We start from the raw sequence: 14,027 nt of genomic DNA, 5'->3' as shown, positions 1-14,027 counted from the left end.
ATCTACAGCCAGGTAATGGTTAATTGCTGGGGATATCGGACGAAACAGGTGGCGAACAGGGAATACCTCGGACACTGCGGGCGAGGAAGTCACCAATGATGAGTTTGAACCCGTGGTAGGCCATGCGTGTGCATTCTCGGCGAGTGGGTGGCCGCGGCGACGCGGGCCTTATTGTTGTATTCGTAAATCGATTCTACCTATCGTAATTGGCTTTGTCGCGTTTTAGTTCACCCCCCCGGGCGACAAGCGGCTATCCTTGCCCAGGTTCCCTACCACAAGATTAGGTCAGCATGCCCCTTTCGGTTAAACGTCCCGCCCGCTGGAGCTGGCGTGCCCTGCTGCCCTGGGGAGTGGCGGTGCTACCGGTGGTGTGCGGCCTGGCCGTCATACGCTGGCAGGTGGAGCACGAGTTGCGGGCCAGCAGCCAGGCCACCACGCAGCAGGTGGTCGAGCACATCGATCGTATCCTCGACAGCTTGGCCGGGGTCGCCGAAAACCTGCTGCCATTGGCCGGGCAGCCCTGTCAGGACAGCGAACTGGTCCTGCGTCGAGAAGTGACCGGTAACGCCTTCGTCCGCTCCACCAATCTGTTCGATCACGACAACCTTTATTGCAGCTCGCTGTTCGGCGACTTCGCGGAGCATGTCGATGCCGAGGACTACACCGACGGCAAGCTCTGGCTGATGGATGGCAATTCGATCACCCCCCGGCATCCACTGCTGGTCTACCGGGCAAGCGAAGGCGACCGCGGCGCCATCACCACCGTGGACGGGGAACACCTGATGACCGCCTTGCGCCTGATCGGTGGTCACCAGATTCAGCAACTGCAGGTCGGCGAGCATTGGATGGGGGTGGATGGCGTGGTTCGTGAGGGCACTCCGGCGCCGGCAGCCAATGCCCCGACGACCCAAGGATCGACTCGCTACCCGTTCAGCGTACACGGCGGATATGCCGCTGGCGCCGGAGAGTGGATGCTGCGCAACCAATACCCGGCGCTGATCAGCTTGCTGGTGGTGCTCGGTGTCCTGGCAGGCTCGGTCTGCCGCTGGCAGATTCGCCGCGCCTCCTCGCCGCGTGCCGAACTGCGCAGGGCCCTGGAAGCCGATGAATTTCTGCCCTACTTCCAACCGGTGGTGCGTGCCGGTGATTACCGCTGGGCCGGCATCGAGGTATTGATGCGTTGGAACCACCCGCGCGAAGGCCTGGTGCGCCCCGATCTGTTCATCCCCTATGCCGAGCACAGCGGGCAGATCGTCGCCATGACCCGCGCCTTGCTGCTGCACACCGCGCAGGCGCTGACGCCCTATGCGGCGCTCCTGGAAGAAGGTTTTCGGGTAGCGATCAACATCACCGCCGACCATTGCCGAGACCTCAGCCTGCTCGACGACTGCCAGACCTTCCTTCAGCACTTCCCGCCTGGCCGTGTGGTGCTGACCCTGGAGCTCACCGAACGCAAGCTGCTCGAACCCACCCCGGTGACACTGGAACTGTTCGAAAAACTGCACGGCCTGGGCGTGATGATCGCCCTGGATGACTTTGGCACAGGCCAGTCGAGCCTGAACTACTTGCGTCAGTTCAAGGTGGATTACCTGAAGATCGACCAGAGCTTCGTCGCCATGATCGGCGGCGATGCGCTGTCGGTGCACATCCTCGACAGTGTCATCGATCTTTCCGGCAAGCTGGGCCTGCAGACCGTCGCCGAAGGGGTCGAAACCGAGCAGCAACGCGATTACCTGGCTCGCCACGGCGTCGACTTCCAACAAGGCTATCTGTTCGCCAAGCCGATGGCGGTGGCGGAGTTCCTCCAGGCACTCGCCGCCCGCGCCGATGCCCCACGGTTGCCGCACGACGCGCCCCCTGAGATCATGCGCGACTGACTTCCCCGCTCCCCCTGGTTTAGAGGCATTCGTGTCAAAAGGCATTGTTTCATCGGTCCTGGCGTCCTGCTTGTTCGCTGTGATGTACGGCTATACCTCCCTGCTCACCCCATTGGACGGCGAGGAAATCTTCGGTTGGCGTATTTTGCTGACGCTTCCCTGTCTGACCCTGTTCATGTTGGCCAGCAAGGACTGGAAGCTGGTTGGCGGGCTTCTGGCGCGGGTGCGTCAGACGCCCATGCTGGTGTTCGGCATGCTCGGCACTTCGTGGTTGATGGGCCTGCAACTGTGGCTGTTTCTATGGGCGCCGCTGCATGGACGCAGCCTGGAAGTGTCGATGGGTTACTTTTTGCTACCGCTGGCGATGGTCATGACCGGACGGCTGGTATACGGAGAACGCCTCTCGCGCCTGCAGACCGTGGCAGTCTGCTGCGCAGCCCTTGGGGTGGGGCACGAGCTCTACCAGCATGGCAGCTTTGCCTGGGAAACCCTTTTGGTGATGACGGGCTATCCGATCTACTTCGTCCTGCGCCGCCGCTGCCGTACCGACCATCTGGGCGGGCTGTGGTGCGACATGTGCCTGCTGCTGCCGTGGGCCCTGTATTTCGTGATCCAGGGCCCACTTGGCAGCGCCGATCTCGCCGCGCACCCAGGCCTGTACGGTCTGATACCACTGCTGGGAGCGATCAGCGCACTGGCCCTGATCGCTTACGTGCTGGCGAGCCGCCAACTGCCCTTCGGTCTGTTCGGACTGCTCAGCTACGTGGAACCGGTGCTGCTGGTCGGTGTGTCACTGCTGCTCGGCGCCACCATCGGCCCCGATCAGTGGCTGACCTACCTGCCGATCTGGGCCGCGGTGCTGGTGCTGGTGCTCGAAGGCATCAAGCACCTGCTGCGTCAGCGCCGGCGCTCGGTGTAAGGCGCACCTGGCGCACCCGCCGCTCCTCTACCGCTACGACGGTCAGCGTCCAACCGTTCCAGGCCAGGCGATCGCCGACTATCGGCAGGCGGTCGAGCAGGCTCATCACCAGGCCCGCGAGGGTCTGGTAATCCTCGGTGGCCCGGGCGCTGAACCCGGTACGCGCCTGCACCTGGCTGAGGTTCAAGGCACCACTGACGACGAATTCTCCACCTTCCTCGACGATCGCCGGGCCTTCCACCTCACTGGCATCCGGCAACTCGCCGGCGATCGATTCGAGGATGTCGGTCATGGTCAGCAGGCCAGTGAAGTCACCGAACTCGTTGACCACGAAGGCGATGTGCGTCGACTGACTGCGCATCTGCTCAAGAGCGTTGAGGATGCTGAAGCTTTCCAGCAGGTTCAACGGTGCCCGTGCCATGCGCTCGAGGTCCGGCTGGTTGCCCGACAGGAGTTCCTTGAGCAGTTCCTTCTTGTGCACGAAGCCCAATGGTTCATCGATACGGCCATCGCGAATCAGCGGCAGGCGCGAGTATGGCGAGTTGGCCAGGGCCTCGGTGATGGCTGCAGGCGGTTGTGCCAGCTCGATCACGTCGACTTCGGTACGGGTGGTCATGACCGTGCGAATTGGCCGCTCGGCCAGGTTCAGCACGCCACTGATCATCACGCGCTCACGGCGGTCGAACAACACCTGTTCTTCGCCTCCTTCGACCAGGTCAGCGATGTCCTCGCCCACTTCGTCGGCCTCTACCCGGCGCCCGCCGAGCAGACGCAACACGGCGTGCGCGGTACGTTCCCGCAACGGCTTGTGCTGTTGCAGACTGCGCTTGCGGCGGGCACGGGCCAACTGGTTGAACAGCTCGATCAGCAGGGAGAAACCGATGGCCGCGTACAGGTAGCCCTTGGGAATATGGAAGCCCAGGCCTTCGGCGGTCAGGCTGAAGCCGATCATCATCAGGAAGCCGAGGCACAACATGATCACCGTCGGGTGGGCGTTGACGAAGCGGGTCAGCGGCTTGCTGGCAACGATCATGATGCCGATCGAGAAGATCACGGCGATCATCATCACCGACAGGTGCTCGACCATGCCCACGGCGGTAATCACCGCATCGAGCGAAAACACCGCATCGAGCACGACGATCTGCGCCACGATTGGCCAGAACGCGGCATGGCGCACTGCACCGCTGGCTTGGGTGATATGCCCTTCGAGGCGTTCGTGCAACTCCATTGTCGCCTTGAACAGCAGGAACACACCGCCGAACAGCATGATCAGGTCACGGCCTGAGAAGCTCTTGTCGAACACTTCGAACAACGGCGCGGTCAGCGTGACCATCCACGAGATGCTGGCCAGCAGGCCAAGGCGCATGATCAATGCCAGGCTCAGACCAATCACCCGAGCGCGGTCGCGCTGATGAGGCGGCAGCTTGTCGGCGAGGATGGCGATGAACACCAGGTTGTCGATACCCAGTACCAGCTCGAGGACGATAAGCGTCAGCAGGCCCAGCCAGGCCGTGGGGTCGGCTAGCCATTCCATTAGCGGGTACTCACGTGTGCGGCGTCACGAAGACGGGGGGAGGATGGCCAGGACGACCAGAAACTGGGGGGCTCCGCGAAGGTGCTCATAGGGACCTTGATAGCAAATTGGGAAGTTGATCCTACAAGCACTGTGGTTTTTACCGATAGTGGGAAACTATTACAAAACCTGTAAGCGAGGCCCTTGAGGGACTTTTGTTCAATACCGTCTCCAGAATCAGCCGCACGATGGTGGCCCCCGTTCACTTCCCAGGATCGTTCGATGAGCCTCTCGCTTTCCATGGCCACCTTTGCACTGGCCGCCTCCATTTCCCCCGGACCGGTCAATGTCGTCGCCCTTGCCAGCGGTGCCAGCCATGGTCTGCGCAAGAGTCTTGGGCATGTCACCGGCGCAACATTGGGGTTTTGCCTGCTACTGGTGTTGTCCGGTCTGGGCTTGCATGCCCTACTCCAGCAGTGGCCAGTGTTCGGGTTGGCCCTGCATTGGGGGGGCGTGGCCTTTCTGCTGTTCATGGCGTGGAAGCTGGCCAACGATACCGGCGAACTAGACAGCACAGGCCGGCAGCCAGCACCGTCGGCCTGGCACGGGGCTGCGATGCAGTGGTTAAGCCCAAAGGCCTGGCTGGCAGCAGTGGCGGGCGTTGGGGCCTATACCGGCGGTGAACACTCGCTGTTGTGGTTGTTCACCTGGATCTACGCACCGATCTGCTTCCTTTCGGTGACCTGCTGGGCCTGGGCAGGCAGTGTCATCCGGCACTACCTGAGGGATCCTCGCTACCTGCGGTGGCTGAATCGAGGATTGGCGGGACTACTGGTGCTGAGTACCGTCTATCTGGTGCTCGGATGAAGCATGTCCCGGCATTGCCCGAGCAGTGGCCCCGCGATAATGCCCAGGCGTCGTTGCCAGATGTCGTTTGAAAGCCCGCTGCAGATGCGCCTGGTCGGCAAAGCCGGACGCCAATGCCACCTCGGCGATGGGCAGCCCGCCGCGTAGCAAGGCTCTGGCATGCTGCACGCGCTGATCCAGCAGATAGCAGTGCGGAGTCAGGCCAAAGCGTTGCCTGAACGCTCGGATCAGGTAGGCACGCGACAAACCGCTGGCAGCGCAGATGTCTTCCAGGACCAATGGGTCGGTTCGGTGAGCCCGAATGAACGCGGCAGCCGCGTCCAACTGCGGGTGTTCGACCGGATCGGGTCGATGGCTTGGACGCAGATAGCTAGGCAGTTCGGCAAAGAAATCAGCCAACCGCGCTTGCCTGTCCGGTATTCCACCATCGAACAGGTCAGCGAACATTTGCAGCATGCGACTGTAAAGTGGCGCCGAGTCGCTCCATGTCTGCCCTGGCAGGTTGAAACCCCGCGCCTGCAACCAGGGCATGTCGACGAACAGCATCAGATATGACCAGCCCTGGCCAGCGAGGGGGTTGCAGGTATGCACCACACCCGGGTTCATCAGTACCGTGGTCCCGGCTCCCACTTCCCTCTGGTGTTCGCCGCTCAGATAGGTACTGCGCCCGCCGGTTATGACGCCGATGGAGAAGCTTTCGTGGGAGTGGGCGGCATAGCACACCTGCCGTCCATCGCCCACGCGGCGCGCTTCGACGAAGGGCAATGTCGCGTCTCGCCAGAACCGTGACACCTCGATCATCGCCCTCCTCCTTTCTCAATTCATGGCATTACCGGTGGCACATACTGCAATGTCGCCCCCAATGCCCACAACAGCACCAGCACCAAGGGCACATGCACCAACAACTGCACGAACGAGAAGCCGATCAGGTCGCGGGCCTTGAGACCCAGGACACCCAGCAGTGGCAGCATGTAGAACGGATTGATCAGGTTTGGCAGCGCCTCGGCGGCGTTGTAGATCTGCACCGCCCAGCCCAGATGGTACTGCAGGTCATTGGCCACCAACATCACGTAGGGCGCTTCGATGATCCACTTGCCGCCACCGGAGGGAATGAAGAAGCCCAACACCGCCGAGTACACCCCCATCAGCACGGCATAGGTGTCGTGGGTGGCGATCTGGGTGAAGAACAGCGAAATGTGGTGGGCCAGGGTCTGCTCGTCGAGGCCTTTGACCTGAGTCAGGATGGCCGCGATGGAACCATACAGCGGGAACTGGATCAGCACCCCGGTGGTGGTTGGCACGGCGCGCGCCACCGCATCGAGGAAGCTGCGCGGACGCCAGTGCAGCAAGGCACCGGCCATGATGAACAGCAGGTTATAGGTGTTCAGCCCGGAAATGGCGGTGATCGCCGGCTTGGTGGCGAACTCCTGGTACAGCCAGCCGCCAGCGAGCACCACCAGCAACAGGATCAACAGCGGGCTGTGCTCCAACCATTCGCCTGGACGGGTGCGCTTGGGCGCTGGCGGTGCGGTGAAGCTCGGGTCGACGCCACAGTCCTGAGCGCTACGCGCACTGTTCGGCCCTGGAGCGGTGGCATAGGCGATGACCAGCGAGACCAGTACCAGCGCCGCCAGCATCACACCGGACTGCCACAGGAATATGGTTTCGGTGAATGGGATAACCCCGGTGATGGACAGGATCGAGGGTGGCAGGCTGGCCGGGTTGGCCTGCAACTGTGCAGCCGAGGAAGACAAGCCCAACGCCCATACCGCACCCAGGCCCAGGTAGGCCGCGGCACCGGCGGCGCGGTAGTCCATCTTCAGGTCGGTACGACGCGCCAAGGCACGCACCAGCAGCCCGCCGAAGACCAGCGACAGGCCCCAATTGAGCAGCGAGGCGAGCATCGAGATCAGCGCCACCCAGCATACTGCCGAGCGGCCGTTGCGCGGTATGCGCGCCAGACGGTCGATCAATCGCGCTGCCGGCGGCGAGCTGGCGACCACATAGCCGCCAATGACCACGAAGGCCATCTGCATTGTGAAGGGGATCAGGCTCCAGAAGCCATCGCCAAATGCCTTGGCAGTGTCGAGGGGCTTGGCGCCCATGGCCAGGGCACCGATGCATACCAGCAGCACCGCCAAGGCAGCGAACACCCAGGAGTCGGGGAACCAGCGTTCGGCCCAGTTGGAACAGCGCAGAGCAAAGCGGGCGGAGCGGCTGTCTTGAATTTCAGCGGCCACAACATCTTCCTTTTATTGATTTTATCGATTTGAACGCAGATTGAAGCTAAACACGAAAACCCTGTGGGAGCGGGCTTGCCCGCGAATGCAGAGGTGAAATCACCGACGCATTCGCGGGCAAGCCCGCTCCCACAGGGTTAACCTGCGGCCCGTGTAATCAGAAGGTCATTTCCTTCACATCGTCTGGCACGATCAGCTTGCCGGCAGTCTTTTCGATGATTTCTTCGACGCTGACCCCTGGGGCAGTCTCGCGCAGGATGAATGCGCCGTCTTCGATTTCCAGATAGGCCAGGTCGGTCAGCACCTTGCGAATGCAACCAGCGCCGGTCAGCGGCAGGCTGCACTGGGGCAGCAGCTTGGACTCACCGTCCTTGGACGCATGGGTCATGGTGACGATGATGTTCTCGGCACCGGCCACCAGGTCCATCGCCCCGCCCATGCCCTTGACCAGCTTGCCGGGGATCATCCAGGAGGCGATGTTGCCGTGCACATCGACCTCGAAGGCGCCCAGCACGGTCAGATCGACATGGCCACCGCGGATCATGGCGAACGACTGCGCCGAGTCGAAGATCGAGGCGCCGCGGCGCGCGGTCACGGTCTGCTTGCCAGCATTGATCATGTCGGCATCGATAGTCCCTTCGGTGGGAAACTCGCCCATGCCAAGCAAGCCGTTTTCCGACTGCAGCATCACATCCATGTCGGCGGGGACATAGTTGGCCACCAGGGTAGGAATGCCGATGCCGAGGTTGACGTAGTAACCGTCCTTGAGTTCGCGGGCAACGCGTTGAGCCATCTGTTCGCGGGTCAGTGCCATGGTCAGGATCTCTTTGTTGTTCTGATGGATGGCGCTCAGGCCTTGACAGTGCGCTTTTCGATACGCTTTTCGAAGGTACCGACGATCACCCGATCGACGAAGATGCCAGGGGTGTGGATCTCGCTGGGCAGCAGCACGCCGGGCTCGACGATTTCCTCGACTTCGACCACAGTGATCTTGCCGGCGGTGGCAGCCAGCGGGTTGAAGTTCTGAGCGGTGTTGCGGTACACGACATTGCCGTAGTGATCGGCCTTCCAACCTTTGACGATGGCGAAATCACCGGTGATGGACTCTTCGAGGATGTACTGGCGCCCCTTGAACTCGCGTACTTCCTTACCTTCGGCCACTGGCGTGCCGTAGCCGGTGGCGGTGAAGAAGGCTGGGATGCCAGCGCCACCGGCGCGCATCTTCTCGGCCAGGGTGCCCTGTGGGGTGAGCTCGACTTCCAGCTCGCCACTGAGCAACTGGCGCTCGAACTCAGCGTTTTCACCCACGTAGGAAGCGATCATCTTGCGGATCTGCCGATCCTCGAGCAGCACGCCAAGGCCGAAGCCGTCGACGCCGCAGTTGTTGGACACGACCGTCAGGCCCTTAACGCCACGCCGCTTGATCTCAGCGATGAGGTTCTCTGGGATGCCGCACAGGCCGAAGCCCCCGGCCAGCACCGTCATATCGTCGGTCAGGCCCTCGAGGGCCTCTTCATAGGTTGCTACGCGCTTGTCCAGTCCGGCCATGCTGATCCGCCTTTTGTAGTTGTTTAACCGACGAGGCTGTCGGCGAGCGTGTGCAGGCATCTTCACCGCTGGCGACTGATTTGTTAATTTTGTTTTAATCATCGATTAATAACTTTTACAAAACAACGATTGGGCCTGCCATGAACGTCAAGCAACTGCGCGCCTTCGTCACCGTGGCCAAGTACCAGAGCTTCGCCCAAGCCGGCGAGCACCTGCATGTCTCGCAGCCGGCGCTGAGCCTGACCATCAAGGCCCTCGAGGAAAACCTCGGCGGCGCCCTGCTGACCCGGACCACCCGTAGCGTCAGCCTCACCACCGAGGGGGAAGTGTTGCTGCCTTTGGCCAGACGGCTGCTGGCCGACTGGGACGACACCGAAGAAATGCTCCGCCAGCGCTTCACGCTGCAGTTGGGCCGGGTGTCGGTAGCGGCCATGCCGGCCTTCGCCGGCAATCTGTTGCCGCATGGGCTCAAGGTGTTTCGCCAGCGCTATCCCAAGGTCAACGTCACCGTCCACGATGTGATCAACGAGCAGGTACTGGAACTGGTGCGCCACCGGCGCGTCGAACTGGGTATCGGCTTCGAGCCGGACAACGCCGAGGGGCTGCACTTCCATCCGCTGTACAACGACCGCTTCGTCGCGGTGGTGCCAGCCGACTGCCCGCTGGCGCAACTGCCCCACATCACCTGGACACAACTGCTGGCCGAGGATTTCGTCGCCCTGCAGCGCCCATCGGCGGTGCGTCTGCTACTGGAACAGAACGTCGGGTTACACCATGGCAAGCTCACGGTTGCGTTCGAGAGCCATCAGTTGGCGACCGTCGGCCGCATGGTCGCCAGCGGCCTGGGCGTCAGCGCGGTGCCGGCACTGTGCATCAACCAGATGCAGGAGTTGGGCGCCCGCTGCGTGAAGCTGGTCGAGCCGATCGTCGAACGGCGCATCGGTGTCATCGCGCTGAGCGACCATACGCTGTCCACTGCAGCACAGGCGCTGCTGGAAGTTCTATTGACCCATATCCGCATACCGGAGGTGACATGCGCTACGTGAAACTGGCAGGAGAGCGGGTTCCGGCCATCGGCCAGGGAACTTGGTACATGGGTGAGGACCCTGACCACAGAGCTGCCGAGGTCAAGGCCCTGCAACAGGGGATCGAACTGGGGCTGACCTTGATCGACACTGCCGAAATGTACGCCGAGGGCGGTGCCGAAGAAGTCGTCGGCCAGGCGATCGCCGGCCGCCGTGACCAAGTGTTCCTGGTCAGCAAGGTCTACCCCCACAACGCCAGCCTGCGCGGCGTGCCAGCCGCCTGCGAGCGCAGCCTCGAGCGCCTGGGAACCGACTGCATCGACCTGTACTTGCTGCACTGGCGCGGCCGTTATCCGCTGGAAGAAACCGTCGAAGCTTTCGAGCGTCTGCGCGAGCAAGGCAAGATTCGCCATTGGGGCGTTTCCAACTTCGACACCGATGATTTGCGTGAACTGCAGGACCTGCCGTGCGCCACCAATCAGGTGCTGTACAACCCGGCGCAGCGCGGTATCGAGTTCGACCTGCTGCCCTGGAGTCGCAACCACGCCATACCGACCATGGCCTATTGCCCGCTGGCCCAGGCCGGCCAATTGTTGCACCATCCCGTCCTGGCCGAGATCGGCAAGCGCCACGGGGCCACCCCGGCGCAGGTGAGCCTGGCCTGGGTGACCCGGGACGAGGACGTGATCGCCATCCCTAAGGCGGTTTCCCCGGAACACGTTCGCCTGAATGCGGCGGCTGGTGCTCTGGCCTTGACCAGCGAGGATCTGCGCGCCATCGACCGGGCGTTTCCGGCGCCGACGCGCAAGCAGCATCTGGCGATGGTCTGATCGGTGGCGTCAGTGAAAATCCCGGCTGCGCACATCCAGCCCCTGGAGTAATGCGCTGATATCCTCGAGCCGGCGTGCGATCAAATGGCGCACGCCGTTCTCCTGCTCCAGGCGCCCGCTCACCTTGAGCAGTTGCGAACCCACCAGCGCCTGCCGTTGCCGTTCGGCCAGGTCGCGCCAGACCACCACGTTGAGCATGCCGAATTCGTCTTCGAGGGTGACGAAGGTCACTCCGCTGGCGGTCTGTGGACGCTGGCGCCCAACCACCAGACCGGCCACGGCGATGGCATCGCCATGCTCCAGCCCGGCCAGTTCCGCCGAACTGCGGCAACCCAGTGCACGCAGGCGGGCGCGCAGCAGTTTCAACGGATGCGGCCCCAGGGTGGTCCCCAGGGTGTGGTAGTCAGCAAACAGGTCTTGGGCGATCGTGGGGGGTGGTAGCGCCACTGCCACTTCCGCCGTCGGTTCCACCTGCGCGAACAGCGGCAATTGCGTCTGCACCGCCGCCACCTGCCAGCGCGCCTGGTGGCGATTACCGGCCAGTGCGCGCAAGGCACCCGCATCGGCCAGACGAGCGCGTGCACGACTGTCGAGCCCGGCCCGCAGGCACAGGTCCTCGACATCGCGCCAGGGGCGCTGCGCCCTCGCCTGCTCCAGGCGCCGCGCATCGCCCTCGGCAAAGCCACGGATCTGCCGCAGCCCCAGGCGGATCGCGAGGTCCCCCGTTGGGTCTGGCTCCAAGGTGCAATCCCACTCGCTGTGCAACACATCCACCGGATGCACCCTGATCCCTTGACGACGTGCTTCCTGCAACAACTGATCGGGGCTGTAGAACCCCATCGGCCAGCTGTTGACCAGCGCACAGGTGAAGATCGCCGGCTCATGGCACTTCAGCCAACTGCTGGCATAGCACAGCAAGGCGAAACTGGCGGCATGGGACTCGGGGAAGCCATAGCTGCCGAACCCCTTGATCTGCTCGAAGATCCGCTCGGCGAAGGCCTGTTCATAGCCATTGCGCAACATGCCCTGGATCAGCCGCAGGCGATGCGGCTCAAGACCACCGTGACGCTTCCAGGCGGCCATGCTGCGGCGTAACTGGTCGGCTTCACCGGGGCTGTAGTCGGCGGCGACCATGGCCAGCTCCATGACCTGCTCCTGGAACAAGGGCACGCCCAGGGTCCGCTCGAATACGGCTTCGAGCGCCGCCGACGGATAGCTGACCGGCTCCTCGCCCAGGCGCCGGCGCAGGTACGGATGAACCATGTCGCCCTGGATCGGCCCAGGACGCACGATCGCCACCTCGATGACCAGGTCATAGAACGTCTGCGGCTTGAGCCGTGGCAGCATGGCCATCTGCGCCCGCGACTCGATCTGGAACACGCCCATGGTCTCGGCGCGGCCGATCATCGCGTAGGTGGCCGGGCACTCGGCGGGAATGCTGGCCAGCGTCAGGCTGCGCCCACGATGGCGTTGCACCAGTTCGAAACAACGGCGCAAGGCACTGAGCATGCCCAAGGCCAGCACATCGACCTTGAGCAGGCCGACCATATCGAGATCGTCCTTGTCCCACTGGATAACCGTACGGTCGGCCATCGCCGCGTTTTCCACCGGGACCAGTTGGTCGAGCGGCTGCTCGCTGATGACGAAACCGCCCGGGTGCTGGGAGAGGTGTCGGGGAAAACCGATCAACTGCCCTGCCAGCACCAGGATGCGCCGCAAAGAAGGGTTGTCGGCCTCGAAACCGGCCTCTGCCAACCGCGCTGCATCGGGAATGCGGTCGCTCCAACGCCCGCAACATTTGGCCAGGGCATCGACCTGGTCGGCAGGCAGCCCCAGGGTACGGGCCACATCGCGCACCGCGCCGGCGGCATGATAGGTGCTGACCACCGCTGTGAGCGCGGCGCGATGCCGGCCATAACGACGGAACACGTATTGGATCACCTGTTCGCGTCGATCATGCTCGAAGTCCACGTCGATGTCCGGAGGTTCGTTGCGCTCACGGGACAGGAATCGCTCGAACAACAGGCGGTGTTGCATGGGGTCGAGCTCGGTGATCCCCAGCACGAAACAGACCACCGAATTGGCCGCCGAGCCACGCCCCTGGCAGAGGATATGCTCACTGCGAGCGTAGGCAACGATATCGTGGACGGTTAGGAAATAGCTTTCGTACCCCAGTTCCTCGATCAGCGTCAGCTCACTTTCGAGTACCGCACGCACCTTGTCGCTCGCGCCCTGCGGCCAGCGCATGGGCAACCCACGCTGGCACAGTTCGCGCAACCAGCTGGCCGGCGTATGGCCTTCGGGCACGAGTTCGCGGGGGTACTGGTATTTCAGCTCGCCGAGGTCGAACTGGCAGCGCTCGGCGATCGCCAGGGTCTCGGCCAGCAGGTCTGGCGCATAGAGCTCGGCCAGTTGCTCGCGGCTGCGCAGATGGCGCTCGCCATTGGCGAACAGAAAGCGCCCCGCCTCGGCCACGGCGCAGTGCTGGCGCAAGGCAGCCATGCAATCTTGCAGAGCGCGGCGCCCCCGCACATGCATGTGCACATCGCCACAGGCGACGGCGCGGATGCCCAACTGCGCCGCCAGCATGCGCACACGTGCCAGGCGTTGCGGATCGTCACTGCCGCGGTGCATGTGCACGGCCAGCCACAAGCGCTCGCCGAACAGTGTCAGCAAGGACCGGCCTGCGCTGATATCGCTGTCGGGGTCGGCGACCCACAGCGCCAGCAAGCCTTGATGGTGTGCTTGCAGGTCGTCCGCCAGCAATTGGTAATCGCCCTTTTCCGCTCGACGCCGGGCCCGGGTGATCAAGGCACAGAGGTTTTGGTAGCCGGCCAGGTTCTCCACCAGCAGGACCAGTTTCGCCCCGCCGTGCACGCGCACCTCGCTGCCGACGATCAACCGTAGCCCGTGCTCCCTGGCTGCCTGCCAGGCCCGTACGATCCCGGCCAGGGTGCATTCGTCGGTGATTGCCAGGGCCTGGTAGCCTTGCTCGCGGGCACGTTGAAACAACTCGTCGGCGCTCGATGCGCCGCGCTGGAAGCTGAAGTTGGACAAGCAATGCAGCTCGGCATAGTCCACGCTGCTCATCGGTTTTCTCCGCGAGATACCCCGTACTTTAGTGCGGGGAGGGATAGCGAGGCGTGCGAACTGCGCGCCCTTACGCCGGCCTGTCTTGCTGCTCGATGTAGCGCCGAACCACGTGCAA

Annotated in this window: 11 protein-coding genes; 5 read left to right on the top strand and 6 right to left on the bottom strand. The window is 63.1% G+C overall.

Annotation, left to right across the window (positions count from 1 at the left end):
• Positions 1-290 precede the first annotated feature (290 nt).
• The gene (locus tag KY379_RS05590; RefSeq protein WP_261239467.1) at positions 291-1,877 is read left to right on the top strand and encodes an EAL domain-containing protein; all 1,587 of its coding nucleotides are present in this window, start codon (positions 291-293) and stop codon (positions 1,875-1,877) included.
• A 31-nt stretch (positions 1,878-1,908) separates the two neighbouring features.
• The gene (rarD, locus tag KY379_RS05585; protein ID WP_133324156.1) at positions 1,909-2,796 is read left to right on the top strand and encodes an EamA family transporter RarD; all 888 of its coding nucleotides are present in this window, start codon (positions 1,909-1,911) and stop codon (positions 2,794-2,796) included.
• On the opposite strand, the gene KY379_RS05580 is transcribed toward rarD, so the two are convergent.
• A complete protein-coding gene (locus KY379_RS05580) occupies positions 2,759-4,330 on the bottom strand; it encodes a TerC family protein (protein ID WP_196171670.1) in 1,572 nt (523 codons plus the stop codon). The genes rarD and KY379_RS05580 overlap by 38 nt on opposite strands.
• Before the next feature lie 261 nt (positions 4,331-4,591).
• Between KY379_RS05580 and KY379_RS05575 the strand changes: the two genes are divergently transcribed.
• On the top strand, positions 4,592-5,176 hold the full coding sequence (locus KY379_RS05575) for a LysE family translocator (protein ID WP_133324158.1): 585 nt from the start codon (positions 4,592-4,594) through the stop codon (positions 5,174-5,176).
• Here KY379_RS05575 and KY379_RS05570 read toward each other — a convergent pair.
• The 4 genes from KY379_RS05570 to KY379_RS05555 form a co-directional block, all read right to left on the bottom strand.
• Positions 5,138-5,977 carry an AraC family transcriptional regulator gene (locus tag KY379_RS05570; RefSeq protein WP_133324159.1) on the bottom strand — a complete coding sequence of 280 codons (840 nt, stop codon included), beginning with the start codon at positions 5,975-5,977 and terminating at the stop codon, positions 5,138-5,140. The two genes, KY379_RS05575 and KY379_RS05570, sit on opposite strands and share 39 nt — an antisense overlap.
• 20 nt (positions 5,978-5,997) lie before the next feature.
• On the bottom strand, positions 5,998-7,416 hold the full coding sequence (locus KY379_RS05565; RefSeq protein ID WP_133324160.1) for a short-chain fatty acid transporter: 1,419 nt from the start codon (positions 7,414-7,416) through the stop codon (positions 5,998-6,000).
• A 157-nt stretch (positions 7,417-7,573) separates the two neighbouring features.
• On the bottom strand, positions 7,574-8,230 hold the full coding sequence (locus KY379_RS05560) for a CoA transferase subunit B (protein ID WP_196174315.1): 657 nt from the start codon (positions 8,228-8,230) through the stop codon (positions 7,574-7,576).
• Positions 8,231-8,265: 35 nt separating this feature from the next.
• Positions 8,266-8,964, bottom strand: coding sequence for a CoA transferase subunit A (locus KY379_RS05555; RefSeq protein WP_133324162.1), 699 nt, complete (start codon positions 8,962-8,964; stop codon positions 8,266-8,268).
• Between the two features lie 140 nt (positions 8,965-9,104).
• Between KY379_RS05555 and KY379_RS05550 the strand changes: the two genes are divergently transcribed.
• Both KY379_RS05550 and KY379_RS05545 read left to right on the top strand, forming a co-directional pair.
• Positions 9,105-10,010, top strand: a complete 906-nt coding sequence (locus tag KY379_RS05550; protein WP_133324163.1) for a LysR family transcriptional regulator — start codon at positions 9,105-9,107, stop codon at positions 10,008-10,010.
• Positions 9,998-10,819, top strand: a complete 822-nt coding sequence (locus KY379_RS05545; RefSeq protein ID WP_261239468.1) for an aldo/keto reductase — start codon at positions 9,998-10,000, stop codon at positions 10,817-10,819. The genes KY379_RS05550 and KY379_RS05545 overlap by 13 nt, the downstream gene beginning before the upstream one ends.
• 9 nt (positions 10,820-10,828) lie before the next feature.
• Here KY379_RS05545 and KY379_RS05540 read toward each other — a convergent pair whose 3' ends face one another.
• A complete protein-coding gene (locus KY379_RS05540; protein ID WP_261239469.1) occupies positions 10,829-13,909 on the bottom strand; it encodes an error-prone DNA polymerase in 3,081 nt (1,026 codons plus the stop codon).
• Between the last annotated feature and the right edge of the window lie 118 nt (positions 13,910-14,027).

The sequence above is a fragment of the Pseudomonas sp. HD6422 genome (assembly GCF_025377065.1).
Taxonomy (GTDB): domain Bacteria; phylum Pseudomonadota; class Gammaproteobacteria; order Pseudomonadales; family Pseudomonadaceae; genus Aquipseudomonas; species Aquipseudomonas putida_U.
Note: the sequence above shows the minus strand (reverse complement) of the source record. Positions and strands in the feature narration are given on the sequence as shown.